The sequence below is a fragment of the Variovorax sp. CF313 genome (assembly GCF_000282635.1).
In the GTDB taxonomy this organism is placed as follows: Bacteria; Pseudomonadota; Gammaproteobacteria; order Burkholderiales; family Burkholderiaceae_C; genus Variovorax.
In genome coordinates this window covers 1-16,175 of sequence record NZ_AKIW01000082.1, presented here as the reverse complement: position 1 = coordinate 16,175, position 16,175 = coordinate 1, and the positions used below count along the sequence as shown (strand labels likewise).

The window sequence follows — 16,175 nt, the reverse complement described above, 5'->3', positions numbered from 1 at the left end:
TATTGGCTACAAGGCGTATCCGGATGTTGGTAAAAACCGTCCTGAGAGGGGGTTTTTTGCCAAAGACTAAGCCATAAGGATTAGGCCATGTCTCTCGATTGCCACACCAGGGTGGCGGCGGCCAAGTCTTCGAGCGCGCTTCCGACGGCCTTGAACACGGTGCGCTCCTCGGCGCCGGAGCGGCCCGGGCGCTCTGCGCGGCAAAGGGCGGCGAGGGTGCCGCCGACGTCTTCCGCCCGCAGCGTGCCGGCGGCGATCGCATCGAGCAGGTCGCCGGATTTCTGCAGCGCCTCGTCGGTGTCGACGAAGGTGCGGGCACCCGCAAAGCACTGCGCATCGGCCTCGCGCATGGCCGGAGTGAAACTGCCGATCAAGTCCAGGTGCGAGCCCGGTGCCAGCCATTCGCCGCGCACCAATGGCGAGGTGGCCAGCGTGGCGCAACTCACAATGTCGGCTTGGCGCACGGCCGCTTCCAGGTCGGTGACGGCTCGCGCGTTCCGGCCCTCGGCGCGCCACTGTGCGGCCAGCGTCTCGGCGCCTTCGGCCCGGTGGTTCCACACCCACAATTCGTCGATGGGCCGCACGCTCGCATGCGCGGCGGGAAGCATGCGCGCGATGCGGCCGGTGCCCAGCACCAGCAACCGGCGTGCGTCCTCGCGCGCCAGGAACGACGCGCCCAGCGCCGAGGCCGCCGCAGTGCGGCGCGCAGTGATCTCGTTGCCGTCCATCATCGCCAGCGGCACGCCGGTGTGCGCGTCGTACAGCACATAGGTCGCATGCAGCCCGGGCAGGCCGCGCGCGCTGTTGCCCGGAAAGATGTTGATGGTCTTGATGCCCAGGAAGCCCGCATCGCTCCATGCCGGCATGATGAGCACCGTGCCCCTGTTCCCGCCGCCCGAGGCGGTCTCGATGCCATGCACATGGCGTGGCGGCACCTGCGCTCCGGCAACGAAGGCCGCGTGCAGTGCGGGCACCAGCCGCTCGAAGCTCAGGGGAGCGCGGGTGGCGGCTTCGTCGAAGTGTTTCATGGCGGTTGTCATTGCTGCAGCGGGTGTTGTGCGGCCTCGAAGAATGCGGTCAGCGCCTTCCGGTAGGCGCCGCCGTAGCGCAGGGCTGTCATCGGTTCGAGGTGGCCGGCGCCCGGTACTTCGATCAGCCGGCGGGGCTCGCGCGCATCGGCCAGCAGGCGCCTCGAATGCGCGAGCGGAATCACCTGGTCGGCCGTGCCATGGATCAGCAGCAGCGGAACGGGCGAAATGGCCGCCACGTACTTCGACGCCGCGTACTCGTCGCTCACCAGCATGCCCGCGCCCCACAGCTTTTCGTTGGCAATCGACGAATAGGAATAGAAGGTCGACTCGACGGCCACCGCTTTCACGCCCGCCCTGTTGCCCGAGCCCATCACCGCGATCGCGTTGGTGCCGCCCAGGCTCTGCCCGAAGAGAAACAGCCGCTCGGGGTCGATGTCGCCGCGTGAGCGCACATAGTTCAGCGCGGCATGGGAGTCCTCGAACACACCCCTGGGCTCCGGCTTGCCTTCGGACTGGCCGTAGCCGCGGTAGTCGAACACGAACACGTTGTAGTCCTGCTTCGGCAGCCAGGCCACGAAGCGCCAGTGCGTGCTCATGTTCTGCGCGTTGCCATGGAAGTGCACCACCGTGCCCTTGGCTTCCTTCGGGCTCTGGCGGTTCTCCGCGGGCAGGAACCAGCCGCTCAGGCGCGTGCCGTCGGCACTGGCGAACTGCACGCTCTCGTAGCGCAGGCCCAGCACGTCGGGTGTTTCGTAGCGCACGCTGTCGGGGTAATAGAACAGCGACTGGACACAGCCCGCCAGCATGAGCGGCAGCGCACACAGCGCCAGCCTTTTGCACCATCGGCGGACTGAGTGGTTCGTCATGGCTGTTTGCCCGAGGCGGCCGCGCGATTTTCCGCGAGCATGTTGCAGAAGAGGGCGCCCTGCTCGATGGCGTCGTCGAGCGCGACGTGTGTGTGCGGCAGCTTGTCGAACCAGCGGCGTGGCATCGCGCGCTTGGTGCTTTCGCGGTAGTCGAGCCCGAGCATCGCCATCGCGAACGACTTGACGTCGAGCGCCGAGTGGCTGAACGGGCTCTCGCCGGCGAAGCGCATCAGGTACCAGTAGATGAACAGGAAGTCGAAGCCTGCCGGGTAGGCGACGAACACCGGCCGCGCCGGCAGGGCCTTGAGCCAGCTCACGTAGTTCTTCATGGCGTGGGCCGGGTCCTGCAGGTCGGCGCGGCAGGCAGCCCAGGCCTCGGGCTGGGTCTTCCACCATGCGGCAGTCTTCGGATCGGCCTCGGCGCCCGGCAGGGTGTGCAAGTTGGCGCTGAAGGTGGAAATGAGCTGCTTGCCGGCCGTGTAGGCGGCCGAGCCGAAGCTGAGCATCGAGTTCGGCCCGGGAATGGGGCCGTCGGATTCGACGTCCGTGCTTATGTAGATTTCCGACATGGGGCGCTAGTCGATTTCAAGGATGGACCCTACCGAGCGTTCGAGCTCCTCGACCAGCTCCGGGTCCATGTACTTGTAGTCGTCGGGAATGTCGAGCACGTGGATCGGCTTGCCTTCGAGCATCCGCGTGAACTCGGCCACCAGCCGCGACTTGTGTTTTTCTTCCATCACAAGGATGACGTCGGCCCATTCGATGTCGTCGACGGAAACTGCATGCCGCGCATTCGGACTGGTGCCGGCGGAGCGCGTGGAGATCAGCGGGTGCTTGCGCCAGATGCGTTCTGCGGTCGGGCTGCGCCACTGGTTGCGGCTGCAGATGAAGAGGACGTTGCGCATGGGTGCCGGTTCTTTTGGCAGTCGAAAGACGTGCATGTCCTGCCAGCGTCCCGACGAGTTTTCGATCAGCGTGACTTCGGTGCAGTTCGCATGCACGGCGCCCGATGCGAGAAGGCGTGCCTCCAATTCGGCAGCCGCCGCGTCGGCATCGAGCGCGTTGCCGTGCGCCACCGACAGATGCGGAATGACACCTTCGTGCTCGCCGCCATACGGCGGGAAATCGGGAAATGCATCCGCGAGCGCCAGTGTCATTTCGATGAAGGGCGCAGCCGGTTCCGGTGCGAGGTACGCGGTTTCGGGAAAGCGCCCGACCTTGCCCAGGGAGAAGTCAAACGAAGGCGTCCGATTCAGAGCCTGCCGCGCGTGCTCCAGCACTTCGGGTGTGATCAGCGCAGGGTCCATGAAAGGAACGAGCACCGTGACGTGCGCCGGTACGCCCAATGCGACGGTCGCGTCGTAGCGGCGGCGCAAGTCCCCGACGAGAGGCTCGGCGGCGGGGACTTTCACGGCGAATGCAGAGATGGCCATCGCGGCGGAGGATAGCTCAGGCGTCGGCGATCCGGCCCCACTCGAGCCCATGCTTGGCGAGGTACTTGCGCAGCCTGTCTGCGTCGTTCACCACGCTGCGCTGCGCGCGTGAGGCCTGGAACAGCTGGCGGCCCGCATCCGACAGGCTGCGCGACTGCCGGCACACGCGCACCACCGCTTCGAGCTGCAGCCGATCGAACAGGTCGAGCGCCGCCGCGCGTTCCTCGCCGAGCAGCACATCCAGGTCGACGCCGTTGCCCTCGGCCGGTGCAGCGGCACCGGCATGCTTCCACAGCCACCGCAGCCGAGCAATCTCCGCCTCGACCAGCGCCACCGGGATGCGTCCGCCATCGGCCAGCGTCGCCAGCCGCGTCACACTCGCGGAGAGATCGCGGAAATTGCCGCTCCAGATCGCCTCGCCGCTCTGCGCAAAGCGCAGGTAGGCCGCGCGCGCCTCGGCGTTGAAGCGCACCACGCGATGGTTCTCCGCCGCGTGAATCGCCAGCAGGTGGTCGACGTTGGGCTCGATGTCCTCGGGCCGCTGCGCGAGGCCCGGCAGGTCATAGGTCCAGAGGTTGATGCGCGCGAACAGGTCTTCGCGGAAGCGCCCCTCGGCCACGTCGCTGCGCAGGTCGCGGTTGGTGCCGGCGATCAGCTGGAAGTCGCTTTCCACCTCCTTGTCGGCCCCCACGGGGAAGAAGCGCTTCTCCTCGATCGCCTTCAGCAGCATTGCCTGCTCATCAGGCCCGAGCTCGCCGATCTCGTCGAGGAAGAGGGCGCCCTGGTGCGCAGTGCGCAGCAGGCCCGCGCGGTCGGCCGCGGCGCCGGTGAATGAGCCCTTCCTGTGGCCGAACAGTGTCGAGGCCGCACCGTCGCCGCGCAGCGTCGCGCAGTTCACCTCCACGAACGGCCCCGTCATCTGGTGCCGCGCCTGCTTCAGTTCGAACATGCGCCGCGCCAGGAACGACTTGCCCGCACCGGTGGGCCCCACCAGCAGGATCGGCGCGCGCGAGCGCACGGCCACGCGCTCGATCTCGTCGATCAGCGCATTGAAGCGCGCATTGCGCGTGGCGATCCCGCTCTTCAGGAACGCAACCGCATCGCGCTGCTCCGCATCGAAGCGCCGCGCGATCACGTCGTAGCGCGACAGGTCGAGGTCGATCAGCGTGCACTTGCCGGCCTCGCCTTCGCGCTGCTTTTTGGGCGGCGAGGTCTGCGCCAGCACGCCGGGCACCACGCGCGATTCGGACAGCAGGAACATGCAGATCTGCGCCACGTGCGTGCCGGTGGTGATGTGCGTCCAGTACTGCTCGCGCTCGGTATCGAAGGGATAGCCGCGCGCCCAGTCGTACAGGCGCGTGTAGACCTCGCCGAAATCCCACGGGTCCGCGAGATCGATTGGCACGAGGTTGACGGTGGTCTCGGGCGACACCGCGGCGATGTCGGCCTTCACCACCTCGGCCAGCGCCTTGTGCCGCAGCGTGTAGAGCAACTCCAGGCGCGAGACGACCATGTCCTCGTGCTGCGCGAGCGAGACCGTAGGGCGCCACTTGTTCCAGCGGCCCGCGCCCTGGCCGGCGTCGAGCTGGGTGCCTAGGAAGCCGATGACAACTATTGGCTTCATGGATAAAAGGCTAGCTAAATTTATAAAAGAAGATGAATGCTAGCAGGTCGAGCACGGCATGCACCTGCAGGTCGAAAAAAGAATTTCGCTAGTTATATCAACAGCTTGCGAGCTACCACCGCGTGTTTCTTCTTCGTCTTGCGCGGCCTGGCACAGCGCCTGCAATAGACAACCCGTCGGATGCAGTTCATCCGCTCGCAGGTGCCGCGTGAATGCGGTCCGGTGCCGCAGGCCAGATCCTGTCTTGGGCTCGCGGTATGCCGCTGTTGAACTGGCTGGCAACTGAACTTGTTTCAGTTCTGCTCATGGTTGAGCACCGTGCTGACCACGCGGCGTTGTGGGTTCGATTCCCGCGAAAAACCCTGGCGGTGCTTGCATCGCCATCTGATGGGGCGAAAGCCCCCCGCCCCGGCACACCGGAGCGATGGCGCAAGGCCCTGAAACCTTGCGGCGCGCGACACAGTGCCAAGCGCAGGCGGCTTGCGCACCGCGTGCGTGGCAAGGAATTGCGTGCAGCCATCGACGGCCGGAAAGGTGAGGGCGTTGCAAGTGCAACGAGGGAGGCACCCGCCGGACCGCGCGACCGCTGCACGACAGGCCTTGGCCGCCGCAGTGTCCGCCGCCTGCCCTTTCGAGGGCCTGGATCGAATGACCGTCTGAACGAACGAAACGAATAGCCGAACCGGACAACAAGGAGAAAAAGAATGCTGGGCTTCAACCAATACACCATCAAGAAGAACGAACGCGCGCTGCTGCTGCGCAACGGCGATTTCGAGCAACTGCTCGGCCCGGGAAAGCACCGCGTGTTCGCGGGCTTCGACACCATCCAGCTGCAACGCTTCTCGCTCGCCGAGCCGGTGTTCGAGCACGAGCTGGCCGACTACTTCCTGGCACGTGAGCCTGAGCTGATCGAGCGTGAGTTCGTGCACGTGTCGCTGGGCGAAACCCAAGTCGGCCTGCGTCATGAAGATGGCGTGCTGGTGCAGATCCTGCCGCCTTCGACCCGCAAGCTGTACTGGCGCGGGCTGCGTGAGCAGCGCATCGACGTGATCGATGTGTCCGCCGATGCGCGCCTGCCGGCCGACCTGCTGGCGAAGCTGCAGAGCGTGGCCCTGCGTCCGCGTGCGGTGCAGGGGCTCGACGGCGTGCTGCTGGTGCAGGTGCCCGAGTTCCATGCCGGCGTGCTGATGCTCGAAGGGCAGATGCAGGCGCTGCTGGCGCCGGGGAACCACGGCTTCTGGCGCTTCAACCGTCAGGTGGCGGTGACCTGCGTGGACCTGCGTTCGCAGATCGCCGAAGTGAGCGGCCAGGAAATCCTGACTCGCGACAAGGTGGGGCTGCGGCTGAACCTGTCGGCGGTGTGGCACTTCACCGATGTGCGGCGAGCCATGGCGCAGATGCCGAAGCCGGCCGAGCACGTGTACCGCGAGCTGCAGTTCGGCCTGCGCGCCGCGGTCGGCGAGCAAACGCTCGACGCGCTGCTGGAGAACAAGGCAGCCATCGACCAGACGGTGCTGGCGCAGGTGCGCGAGCGGCTGGAGGGTTCGGGCATTGCGCTGGAGAGCGTGGGCGTGAAGGACATCATCCTGCCGGGCCAGATGAAGACCATCCTCGCCCAGGTGGTGGAAGCCGAGAAATCGGCCCAGGCCAACGTGATCCGCCGCCGCGAGGAAACCGCGGCCACGCGCTCGCTGTTGAACACCGCCAAGGTGATGGAGGGCAACCCCGTCGCCTTGCGGATGAAGGAACTCGAAACGCTGGAACGCGTGGCCGAGCGGATCGACAAGATCTCGGTGGTTGGCGGTCTGGACCAGGTGCTCAATGGACTGGTGACGCTTCGGCCGAACGGTTCTTGAGTTCTGAAGGAAAGGGATATGGGCACGCAGGCACAGAAGGGAGCGCCACTGCCAAAAATGTTGATATTGCCGGCAGTCCGGGTAGCACCGGATGCGGCGGGAAAGTCGGTCGACGAGCAAGGTTGAGGATGCAGGTGCTGGCTCCGACGACGGGTCTGTCACTGGCGCGCGTTTCCAATCGTCGACTGGGCCGCTGGATTGAAACACCACGGTCGCCGTATTGATGCGGGTTCGAATCCCGCCGTGTCCACCATTGGTGAGAAAGTACAGAGAGAGAAAGAGAGTTGGAAATGGAAAAGAACTACAACCTGCACGAAGTCGAGAATGGCGTGCCCGTGAAGATGTGGACCCGCGGCGTGCCCGTGGAAGACGAGGCGCGCAAGCAGCTCGAGAATGCGGCCCGCCTGCCCATCGTGTTCAAGCACATCGCGGCCATGCCCGACGTGCACTACGGCATCGGCGCGACCGTGGGCTCGGTGATCCCGACCTTCAAGGCCATCATCCCGGCCGCGGTGGGCGTGGACATCGGCTGCGGAATGATGGCGTGCAAGACCACGCTGCACGCCAACGACCTGCCCGATAACCTGGGCCCGCTGCGTTCGGCGATCGAGAAGGCCGTGCCGCACGGCTCGAACCCCAAGCGCATGGGCCGCGACAAGGGCTCGTGGGAGACGCCTCCCAACGAAACCGACGCGGCCTGGGCCGGGCTGGTGGACGAGTTCGACGCGATCTGCGAGGACTATCCGCGCCTGAAGAACACCAACAACCACAAGCACCTGGGAACGCTGGGTACGGGCAACCACTTCATCGAGGTATGCCTGGACGAGGCTGGGTCCGTGTGGTTCATGCTGCACTCGGGTTCGCGCGGCGTGGGCAATGCCATCGGCACGCACTTCATCGAACTCGCGAAGAAGGATGCCGAGCTGCACCAGCGCAACCTGCCCGACCAGGATCTGGCGTACTTCGAGGAAGGCGCCAGGTACTTCGGCGACTACGTGCGTGCGGTGGGCTGGGCCCAGAAGTTCGCGCGAGCGAACCGCGAAGTGATGATGCAGCGCGTGGTCGCGGCCGTGCGCAGGGTCATCACCAAGCCCTTCGAGGCACACGTGGAAGCGGTGAACTGCCACCACAACTACGTGAGCCGCGAGACGCACTTCGGCGAAGACGTGCTCGTGACCCGCAAGGGCGCGGTGAGCGCGAAAGCCGGCGAGCTGGGGATCATCCCCGGCAGCATGGGCGCGAAGAGCTTCATCGTGCGCGGAAAGGGCAACCCCGAGAGCTTCATGAGCTGCAGCCACGGCGCCGGTCGGAAGATGAGCCGTACCAAAGCGAAGAAGCTCTTCACCATCGCCGACCAGATCGCCGCGACCGAAGGCGTGGAATGCCGAAAGGACGCCGACGTGATCGACGAGATCCCGATGGCCTACAAGGACATCGACGCGGTGATGGAGGCGCAGAAGGACCTGGTGGAGGTGGTCTACACGCTCAAGCAGGTCGTATGCGTGAAGGGGTGAGAACGAGGCCGATCGGCGGCCTCGTGGGGGCGGTGTTGTAGGAGGAAGGGTCTGGGCCCGCTTTCGCAACACCGTACGTATTGCGAAGGTTTGAAAGATGAAGAAAAGCAACAAGCAACGCCGCGCCGAAATCAAGGCGCGTCGCCTCGAACGCGCGGCTGCGTCGGCTGCACGTCTGCGCTTGCCGGATGTCCGCCTGCCGCGGCCGGCCTTCGCATTTGCGATCGGCTGCGAGCCGGCGGATCGGCTCGTCCTGCGGAAGTACAACAACACCTACGGATTGCTGCCGGACTTCTATGTTGCGCGTCCCTTCACCTGCCGCGATTGCGGGGCCGAAGAACTGTGGACGGCGAAGCAGCAGAAGTGGTGGTACGAAGTGGTGCACGGACATATCGACAGCCGCGCCGTGCGATGCCTGGCATGCCGCCGCGCGCGACGCGAGCGCCTGTTCAATGCGGCACCGGGTGCAAACCTCCTGCGCGAGCAGACGGATCGTCTTCGCGCGTTGGGCGCGGTGAAACCGAATGCGCGAGCCGTGGCCGAAGTCGATGCCGCGCTTGAAAGCAAATGGTGGAGCCTGCGCGTCGTGGCGATCCAGACGATGGGCCGCTGGGGAGGCGCGGAGAATCTCGAAAGGCTCAACGCATTCATGGCGGCCCGTCCGGAAGGCGGGCGCCGGTACTTCAGTTGGGCACGGGTCGCCGCGGACGCCGCGAAGAGCGCATTGATGCGCAGGGAGTGATTGAGATGATGATGAAGCTGACTTTCCTGGGAACCTCCTCCGGCACCCCCACGCGCCACCGCAACGTCTCGGGCCTCGCGGTGCAGACGGTGCTCGGCGCCGACTGGTTCCTGGTCGACTGCGGCGAAGGCACGCAGCATCGCGTGCTGCAAACGCCGCTGTCGCTGAACGACCTGGCCGCCGTCTGCATCACGCACGTGCACGGCGACCACTGCTATGGCCTGCCGGGGTTGCTCGCGAGCGCGGGCATGAACAAGCGCACGAAGCCGCTGAAGCTGATCGCGCCGCTGCCGGTGTGGGAGTGGTTCGAAGCCACGCGCCAACTGACCGACCTGCACCTGCCCTACGAGGTGGAGCACGTCGATCTGGAGAACCAGGCGCTGGTGTACGAAGCGCCCGGCGTGCGCATCGAGCGTCACCTGTTGCGGCATCGCGTACCGAGCCACGCCTATCGCGTGCAGGTCGAGACGCGGCGCGTGCGGCTGAAGGCCGATGCGCTGCGGGCCGCCGGCCTTCCGCCCGGCCCCGCATGGCGCGCGCTGCAGACCGGCGAGGACGTGCCCTTCAACGGCGATGTGCTGCGCAGTGCCGACTACACGGAAACGCAGGTCGACACGGCCGTCGCCGTGCTGGGCGGCGACAACGCAGAGCCCGCGCTGCTGCGCGACGCCTGCCGGGGTGCTCAGCTGCTGGTCCACGAGGCCACCTTCACGCAGGATGCGCTCGACAAGGTCGGCCCCGGGCCGATGCACAGTTCCGCGCGCATGCTGGCCGAGTTCGCGCAAGCCGTGGAGGTGCCGAACCTGGTCCTCACGCATTTCAGCGCACGCCACCAGAACGAAGAGGGCATGGCGGCGCTGATGGGGGAGACGCAGGTGCATTACCGCGGGCATGCGTTCCTGGCCAACGACCTGGACGTTTACGAACTCGACAGTGCCGGCAACGTGGCCGTCACCCGAGCCTGATGAGAGAAGAAGAAAAGAAGAAAGTCATGAACACCGAAAAGGAATTCCTGCGCTCCGCCCACCCCATCGAGCCCGCCATGCGCGCGCAGATCATGGACGCCCTGCGCGACATCGAAGCGAAGAACGACGTGAGCGTGCTGTTCGCCTGTGAATCCGGCAGCCGCGGCTGGGGCTTCGCCTCGCCCGACAGCGACTACGACGTGCGCTTCATCTACGTCAACCGGCTGCCGTGGTACCTCACGGTGCGGCCGCGCCGCGACGTGATCGAGGTGCCGATCAGCGGCGACCTCGACATCAACGGCTGGGACCTGCGCAAGGCGCTGGGCCTGATGCGCGAGTCGAACCCGACGCTGCTCGAGTGGCTGCGCTCGCCCATCGTGTACCGCGACGACATGGTGGCGATGCCGCGTTTCCGCGCGCTGTCGGAGGCGGTGTTCTCCAACGCGCGCGGCTGGCACCACTACAGCTCGATGGCGAAGAAGAATTTCCGCGAGCATCTGCAGGCCGGCGAGGTGCGCTACAAGAAGTATCTCTACGTGCTGCGCCCGCTGCTGGCCGCGCGCTGGATCCGCTCGCAGCCCGGCGTGCCGCCGATGCGCTTCGCCGACCTGGCGCAGCGCACGCTCGATGCGGCACGTGACGCCACGCTGATCGACGAGATCAACGCGCTGCTCGAGGTGAAGATGCGCGCCGCAGAGGCCGCGACCAGCCCGCGCTGGCCCGGCATCCATGCGTTCATCGAGTCGGAGCTGGCGGCCAACGCGGCCGAGCCGGTCACGCCGCTGCCGCAGGCCGAAGAGGCCGGCCTCGACGCGTTCCTGCACGAGACGGTGCTGCGCTTCGACAAACAAGAACAGGGGGCTGCGCATGGTTGACCTCGACGGCTCGCTGGGCGAGGGCGGCGGCCAGATCCTGCGCACCAGCCTCGCGCTGTCGGCGGCCACGGGCCAGCCGCTGTCCATCGAGAAGATCCGTGCCGGCCGCGCCAAGCCGGGCCTGATGCGCCAGCACCTCGCGTGCGTGAACGCGGCCGCTGAAATCAGCGGCGCGAAGGTGGAGGGCGCGCAGCTCGGCTCGCAGTCGCTGCGCTTCGCGCCCGGCCCGGTGCGCGCGGGCGAGTACCGCTTTTCGATCGCCAGCGCGGGCAGCTGCATGCTGGTGCTGCAGACCGTGCTGCCGCCGCTGCTGCTCGCCGGTGCGGCCAGCCGCGTGCACCTGAGCGGTGGCACGCACAACCCGATGGCACCGCCGTTCCATTTCCTGGAGCGTGCCTTCGCGCCATTGGTGCGCCGGCTGGGCGCCGACCTGCAGCTGACGCTGCGCCGCTGCGGCTTCTATCCGGCCGGTGGTGGCGAGGCAGAGGCGACGATCGTTCCTGCGGCCGGCGCGCTGCAGCCCTTCGACCTGATGGCGCGCGGCGAACATCGGTCGAGCCATGCCGAATGCCTGGCGCCCGGGCTGCCGCGCCATGTGCCGACGCGCGAGCTCGACACGCTGGGCGGCGCGATGGGCTGGTCCAGCGAGCAGCTGCGTTTCGGCACTGCGCGCCAGAACGAAGGCCCCGGCAACGCGTTGCTGGCGACGCTGGCGTACGAGCACGTCACCGAGGTGTTCACGGCCTTCGGGGAGAAGTCGCTGAGCGCCGAGCAGGTGGCGCATGGCTTGGTGAAGGAGCTGCGCGAATTCCAGAAGAGCGAGGCCGCGGTCGGCCCGCATCTCGCGGATCAGCTGGCGCTGCTGCTGGCGCTCGCCGCCTGGCAGGGCAAGAAGGCCTGCGCCTTCACCTGCAGCGAGGTGACGGAGCACACGCGCACCAACTGCGCGGTGATCGAGCGCTTCCTGCCGGTGCGCTTCGCGATCGACGAAAGCCGCCAGATCTGCACGGTGCGGGTCTCGCCGGCCTGAGGAGGAGCTTCTCGATCGGGTAAGCGGAAAAGTCCTTTCCACTCCTGTTGTTGAATGAGGAGCGGCCCGGCGGGATACTCGCGCGATGGGCAGCCGGCACCGGTTGCCTCATGAACATTCGAGAGACAGCAAAGCCATGACCATCCCCTCGTTCGTCTACAACAGCGTGCCGCAGCGCGTGGTGTTCGGCGCCGGTTCGCTGCAGCACCTGGCGCGCGAGATCGATGCGCTCGGTGCGCGCCGGGCGCTCGTGCTGTCCACGCCCGAGCAGCGCCCGCAGGCCGAGCGCGTGGCCGACATGCTCGGCAGCCATGCGGCCGGTGTGTTCGATCGCGCCGTGATGCACGTGCCCATCGAGACCGCGCGCGAGGCGCGCGAGGTGGCGGCCCGGCTGGGCGCGGATTGCGCCGTGGCCATCGGCGGTGGTTCGACCACCGGGCTGGGCAAGGCCATTGCGCTCGATTCGGGCCTGCCGATCCTCGCCATCCCGACCACCTACGCGGGCTCCGAGATGACGCCGATCTACGGCATCACGGAAGCCGGCATGAAGAAGACGGGCAAGGACTTCAGGGTGCTGCCGCGCACGGTGATCTACGATCCCGAGCTGTCTTCGAGCCTGCCCGTGGGCATCAGCGTGACCAGCGGCATCAACGCCATCGCGCATGCGGCCGAAGGGCTCTACGCGGTCGATTCGAATCCGATCATGGACCTGATGGCGCAGGAAGGCATTGCCGCACTGGGCCGCGCGTTGCCCGCCATCCGCGCCACGCCACACGATCCGGGCGCCCGCGGCGATGCGCTTTACGGCGCATGGCTCTGCGGCACGGTGCTCGGCAATGTCGGCATGGCGCTGCACCACAAGCTGTGCCACACGCTGGGGGGCAGCTTCAACCTGCCGCACGCCGAGACCCATACCATCGTGCTGCCGCACGCACTTGCCTACAACGCCGAGGCGGCGCCGCAGGCCATGGCGCGCATCGCGAAGGCACTGGGGGGGAGCAGCGCCGCGCAGGCCGTGTACGACCTCGCGCGCGACAACGGCGCGCCGGTCGCGCTGCGCGACATCGGCATGAAGGAATCGGACCTCGACCTGGCCTGCGAGCACGCGCTCAAGAACCAATATCCCAATCCGCGCCCGCTGGAGCGCGCTGCGATCCGCTCCTTGCTGCAGGACGCCTGGGAAGGTGCGCGGCCCTGAGCCGGCGGAGCAGGGCCGCGCTGCTGTTTACAGGCCGGCCTGGCGCGTGAACGAAACCGTCGGCTTCTTGTAGGCCGAGGGCACTTCGTCGCGGTAGAAGGCGCGGCGATCGAGGCTTTGCAGCGGGTTGTGCGCGGCGGCCACGGCCTGGTCGCGCACGGCGCTGCGGTCGAGCGTGGAGTTGACGGCCACGGTGCCTTCGGCGGCGCTGTCCGAGTAGCGGTTGCCCTCGCGCGCGGCGGCAATGGCTTCGGCCTTCACGTCGGCACGGCTGGCGAACGGGATGATGGCCTGCACGCCTTCGTAGCTTTCGGCATGTGCGCCGGCGGCGCCCAGCAGGGCGAGAGCGGCGGCGGAAGCGGCGATGAGTTGCCTGGTGTTCATGGGAGTCCCTTTGGATGTCTGTGTGGGCGGCGGACATTCGTCGTTGCCACGAGATGCAGTGTGAAACCGCATCGTGATTCACGCTGTGCGTTTGCGCACCGCTTTCGGCGATCAAGCAGGTGCGCGGAGCACTTCGAGCGGTTCGGAGCGGCCGCGCACGGTGAGCGTTTCGACTGCGCCCATCGCATCCGCTGCGCCGGCTTGCTCGGCCGCGAACAGCGACACGACGAGGCGCGATGCCGCGGTCTTCGAGTGGTCCTGCAGCCGGCTCGCGGTGTTGACCACTTCGCCGATGGCGGTGAAGGTCGTGGTCTCCAGGTAGCCCACTTCACCCACCGCGGCCCGGCCTGCATGCAGCCCCATGCCGAACTCCAGCCGTTGGCCGAATTGCGCCTCGAAGCCTTCGCTCCATGCGTCCATGCGCTGGCCGATCAGTTCGGTGGCGCACAGCGCCTGCCTGCAGGCGGTGGGAAGGTCGCACTCGAGCCCGAAGATCGCCATCACGCTGTCGCCGATGAACTGGTTGGGCACGCCGCCGCTCTCGCGCACGGCTGCACCCACGGTGGCGAAGTAGCGGTCGAGCACATAGGCCAGGTCGAAGGGCCACTGCCGCTCCGACAGGCCCGACCAGCGCCGCAGGTCGACGAACAGGATCGCCACGTCGCGCTCGCGCCCGAAGCTGCCGACCGGCGCGGGCCGGCCTTCGTTGGGCAGCGGCGCGAACAGCGGCGTGACCTCGATGTCGCCGCGTGGGCGCAGCTGGCAGGCCAGGCGCACGTCGGCCGGTGCGCGCACGCGTTCGAGCGTGCGCTGCTCGTCGCGGCCGGGCTCGCCGATGTGCTCGGCCTGGCCGGCCACGCGCACGCGGCAGGTCGAGCAGCGCGCACGTCCGCCGCAGATCGAGACGTGTGCGATGCCGTGTGAGCGGCTTGCCTCCAGCACGCTCCAGCCGCGCGGCACCTGCACCGTGCGACCGGGATAGCGCAGCGCCACGGAGGGCTGCCGCGACCAGCGTGCCAAGCCGTTGCGTCCCCAGCGCGCCGCGAGCAGCGCGACCAACGCCAGGCCGTAGAACCACTTGATGCCGCCTTCGGCCGCATTGAGCGCCCTGCCCTGCGCGGGCGTCGGCAGCGTGACCGGCGGCACGCCGGTCCACTGGAACTCGCGCCCCATCGACACGAAGCCCATCGCCGCCGTCAGCGGCAGCGCCACCGCAACGGCCAGCAGCAGATGGGAGAAGCGCCGCCAGGCCGGTTTCACCCGCAGCGCGAAGTGCAGGCCCAGGCAGCCGTGGACCCAGGCTGCGAGCATCATCACGAGCTGTGCGGCCGCGCCTTGCCAGTCCCACAACCCCCAGACCACACGCACGTACGAGCCTTCGATGCCATAGGCCAGGTAGGCGCCGCGCATGGCCGTGAGGTGCGTGGCCAGCAGCAGCGGCAGCGCGAAGCCGAGCAGCACGCGCAGGCCTTCGAGCGGCGGCATGCGCAGCGTGCGGCGCTCCCACAGGGCGACCACGGCCAGCGCCAGGTGCACGGCGGCCGCGCCATACAGCAGTACCGTGCCCGGCAGGCTGTGCCAGAACTTCTGCACGCCACGCAGCACGGTCTCGGCCGCGGCAAAGGAATAGATGCCCAGCGAATGGTTCAGCAGGTGCGCCGTGACGTAGGCCATCAGCACCAGCCCGCTCGCCCAGCGGAGATTGCGCCGTGTCGGCGGTCTCAGCGGAAAAATGGGGCCCGAAGGGGTGCGGAGGGAACGTCTGTCCATGAACGGGTTCGAAGCGGCACCCGAGCATAATGCGCGCGCCCCCACCGACCCCCGGCATGGCCAAACCTGAACCTTCCTCTCCCCGCTCCAGCCTTGCACTGCGCCAGATCGCACTGCTCGGAGGCCTTTCCGATCGGCGCCTGGATCTGCTGGCCCAGCAATGCCTGTGGCACAGCGTGGAGGCCGGCAAGCCCTTGTTGCTGCGCGCCGAGCAGCAGGGCGAGGTGTTCCTGCTGGTGTCGGGCCGGGTGCGGGTGACGACCTATTCGGCCAACGGCCGGCAGGTCACCTTCCGCGATTCCGAAGCCGGCGAGCACTTCGGCGATATCGCCGCCATCGACGGCGGCCCGCGCTCCGCCGACGTGGTCACGCTGGAGCCCAGCGTGGTCGCCAGCCTCGACCGCGCCGCCTTCATGGCCCTGCTGCGCGATGAGCCGCTGGTGGCCGAGCGGGTGATGCTGAGGCTGGCGTCATTGGTGCGCCAGCTGTCGGAGCGCGTCATCGACCTGAGCACCCTCGGCGTGCAGAACCGGCTGCATGCCGAACTGCTGCGCCTGGCCCGCGCAGCCGGTGTCGAGGACAACCAGGCTCGGCTCGAACCGGCGCCCAGGCATGCGGCGCTGGCCAGCCAGATCAGTACCAACCGCGAGCAGGTGACGCGCGAGCTCAATGTGCTGGTGCGCAGCGGCGTGCTGCGCAAGGACGACAAGGCGCTGCTGGTGGCCGACGTGGCCCGCCTCGAAGCCATGGTCTCGCAGGTCAGGGGCGATTAGTGCTCTCCCCCAGGGCTTCGCGCACTTTGTGTCGCTGCGCCAACCCCCTTCCGGGGGCAATACCGGCGGCCCGGCAAAGCCGGTTCCGCGGTATTCCTGAAAAGAGAAAGATCA

15 protein-coding genes and 1 pseudogene are annotated in these 16,175 nt (G+C 67.4%); 8 read left to right on the top strand and 8 right to left on the bottom strand.

All coding sequences use genetic code 11. The annotated features are described in order from the left end of the window. Positions 1-80: 80 nt before the first annotated feature. From PMI12_RS20360 to rtcR, 6 genes and pseudogenes are all read right to left on the bottom strand, one after another. Positions 81-1,028, bottom strand: a complete 948-nt coding sequence (locus PMI12_RS20360; protein ID WP_042673867.1) for an ornithine cyclodeaminase family protein — start codon at positions 1,026-1,028, stop codon at positions 81-83. Between the two features lie 8 nt (positions 1,029-1,036). Further along, positions 1,037-1,897 (bottom strand): alpha/beta hydrolase, encoded by an 861-nt coding sequence (locus PMI12_RS20355; protein ID WP_007836197.1) that lies wholly within the window; start codon positions 1,895-1,897, stop codon positions 1,037-1,039. After that, positions 1,894-2,466, bottom strand: a complete 573-nt coding sequence (locus tag PMI12_RS20350) for a hypothetical protein (RefSeq protein WP_007836192.1) — start codon at positions 2,464-2,466, stop codon at positions 1,894-1,896. Before PMI12_RS20350 ends, PMI12_RS20355 begins: the two co-directional genes overlap by 4 nt. A gap of 6 nt (positions 2,467-2,472) precedes the next feature. Beyond that, on the bottom strand, positions 2,473-2,802 hold the full coding sequence (locus PMI12_RS29500) for a low molecular weight protein tyrosine phosphatase family protein (protein WP_042673875.1): 330 nt from the start codon (positions 2,800-2,802) through the stop codon (positions 2,473-2,475). Positions 2,803-2,865: 63 nt separating this feature from the next. Continuing rightward, positions 2,866-3,330: pseudogene (locus tag PMI12_RS29495) on the bottom strand (2'-5' RNA ligase family protein); the annotation flags it as partial. 16 nt (positions 3,331-3,346) lie between these two features. Then, complete coding sequence (gene rtcR, locus PMI12_RS20335; RefSeq protein WP_007836190.1) at positions 3,347-4,954, bottom strand: RNA repair transcriptional activator RtcR; 1,608 nt, start codon at positions 4,952-4,954, stop codon at positions 3,347-3,349. 704 nt (positions 4,955-5,658) lie between these two features. Here rtcR and PMI12_RS20330 point away from each other — a divergent pair. The 7 genes from PMI12_RS20330 to PMI12_RS20300 all read left to right on the top strand — a co-directional run bounded on the left by PMI12_RS20330 (position 5,659) and on the right by PMI12_RS20300 (position 13,134). Next, the gene (locus tag PMI12_RS20330; protein ID WP_007836189.1) at positions 5,659-6,810 is read left to right on the top strand and encodes a slipin family protein; all 1,152 of its coding nucleotides are present in this window, start codon (positions 5,659-5,661) and stop codon (positions 6,808-6,810) included. 290 nt (positions 6,811-7,100) lie between these two features. Then, on the top strand, positions 7,101-8,324 hold the full coding sequence (locus PMI12_RS20325) for an RtcB family protein (RefSeq protein WP_007836187.1): 1,224 nt from the start codon (positions 7,101-7,103) through the stop codon (positions 8,322-8,324). Positions 8,325-8,421: 97 nt separating this feature from the next. Then, a complete protein-coding gene (locus tag PMI12_RS20320; RefSeq protein WP_007836185.1) occupies positions 8,422-9,066 on the top strand; it encodes a zinc-ribbon domain containing protein in 645 nt (214 codons plus the stop codon). A gap of 11 nt (positions 9,067-9,077) precedes the next feature. Beyond that, complete coding sequence (locus tag PMI12_RS20315; protein WP_237726138.1) at positions 9,078-10,031, top strand: ribonuclease Z; 954 nt, start codon at positions 9,078-9,080, stop codon at positions 10,029-10,031. A 26-nt stretch (positions 10,032-10,057) separates the two neighbouring features. Continuing rightward, the gene (locus PMI12_RS20310; RefSeq protein WP_042673864.1) at positions 10,058-10,906 is read left to right on the top strand and encodes a nucleotidyltransferase domain-containing protein; all 849 of its coding nucleotides are present in this window, start codon (positions 10,058-10,060) and stop codon (positions 10,904-10,906) included. Continuing rightward, a complete protein-coding gene (gene rtcA / locus PMI12_RS20305; RefSeq protein WP_007836179.1) occupies positions 10,899-11,936 on the top strand; it encodes an RNA 3'-terminal phosphate cyclase in 1,038 nt (345 codons plus the stop codon). The genes PMI12_RS20310 and rtcA overlap by 8 nt, the downstream gene beginning before the upstream one ends. 136 nt (positions 11,937-12,072) lie before the next feature. Beyond that, positions 12,073-13,134, top strand: coding sequence for a maleylacetate reductase (locus PMI12_RS20300; RefSeq protein WP_007836176.1), 1,062 nt, complete (start codon positions 12,073-12,075; stop codon positions 13,132-13,134). A gap of 27 nt (positions 13,135-13,161) precedes the next feature. Here PMI12_RS20300 and PMI12_RS20295 read toward each other — a convergent pair whose 3' ends face one another. Both PMI12_RS20295 and PMI12_RS20290 read right to left on the bottom strand, forming a co-directional pair. Continuing rightward, positions 13,162-13,518, bottom strand: a complete 357-nt coding sequence (locus PMI12_RS20295) for a hypothetical protein (protein ID WP_007836175.1) — start codon at positions 13,516-13,518, stop codon at positions 13,162-13,164. Between the two features lie 111 nt (positions 13,519-13,629). Continuing rightward, positions 13,630-15,288, bottom strand: coding sequence for an adenylate/guanylate cyclase domain-containing protein (locus PMI12_RS20290; protein WP_042673862.1), 1,659 nt, complete (start codon positions 15,286-15,288; stop codon positions 13,630-13,632). A 29-nt stretch (positions 15,289-15,317) separates the two neighbouring features. Here PMI12_RS20290 and PMI12_RS20285 point away from each other — a divergent pair, with 29 nt between their 5' ends. Then, a complete protein-coding gene (locus PMI12_RS20285; protein WP_007836173.1) occupies positions 15,318-16,061 on the top strand; it encodes a Crp/Fnr family transcriptional regulator in 744 nt (247 codons plus the stop codon). Positions 16,062-16,175 lie beyond the last annotated feature (114 nt).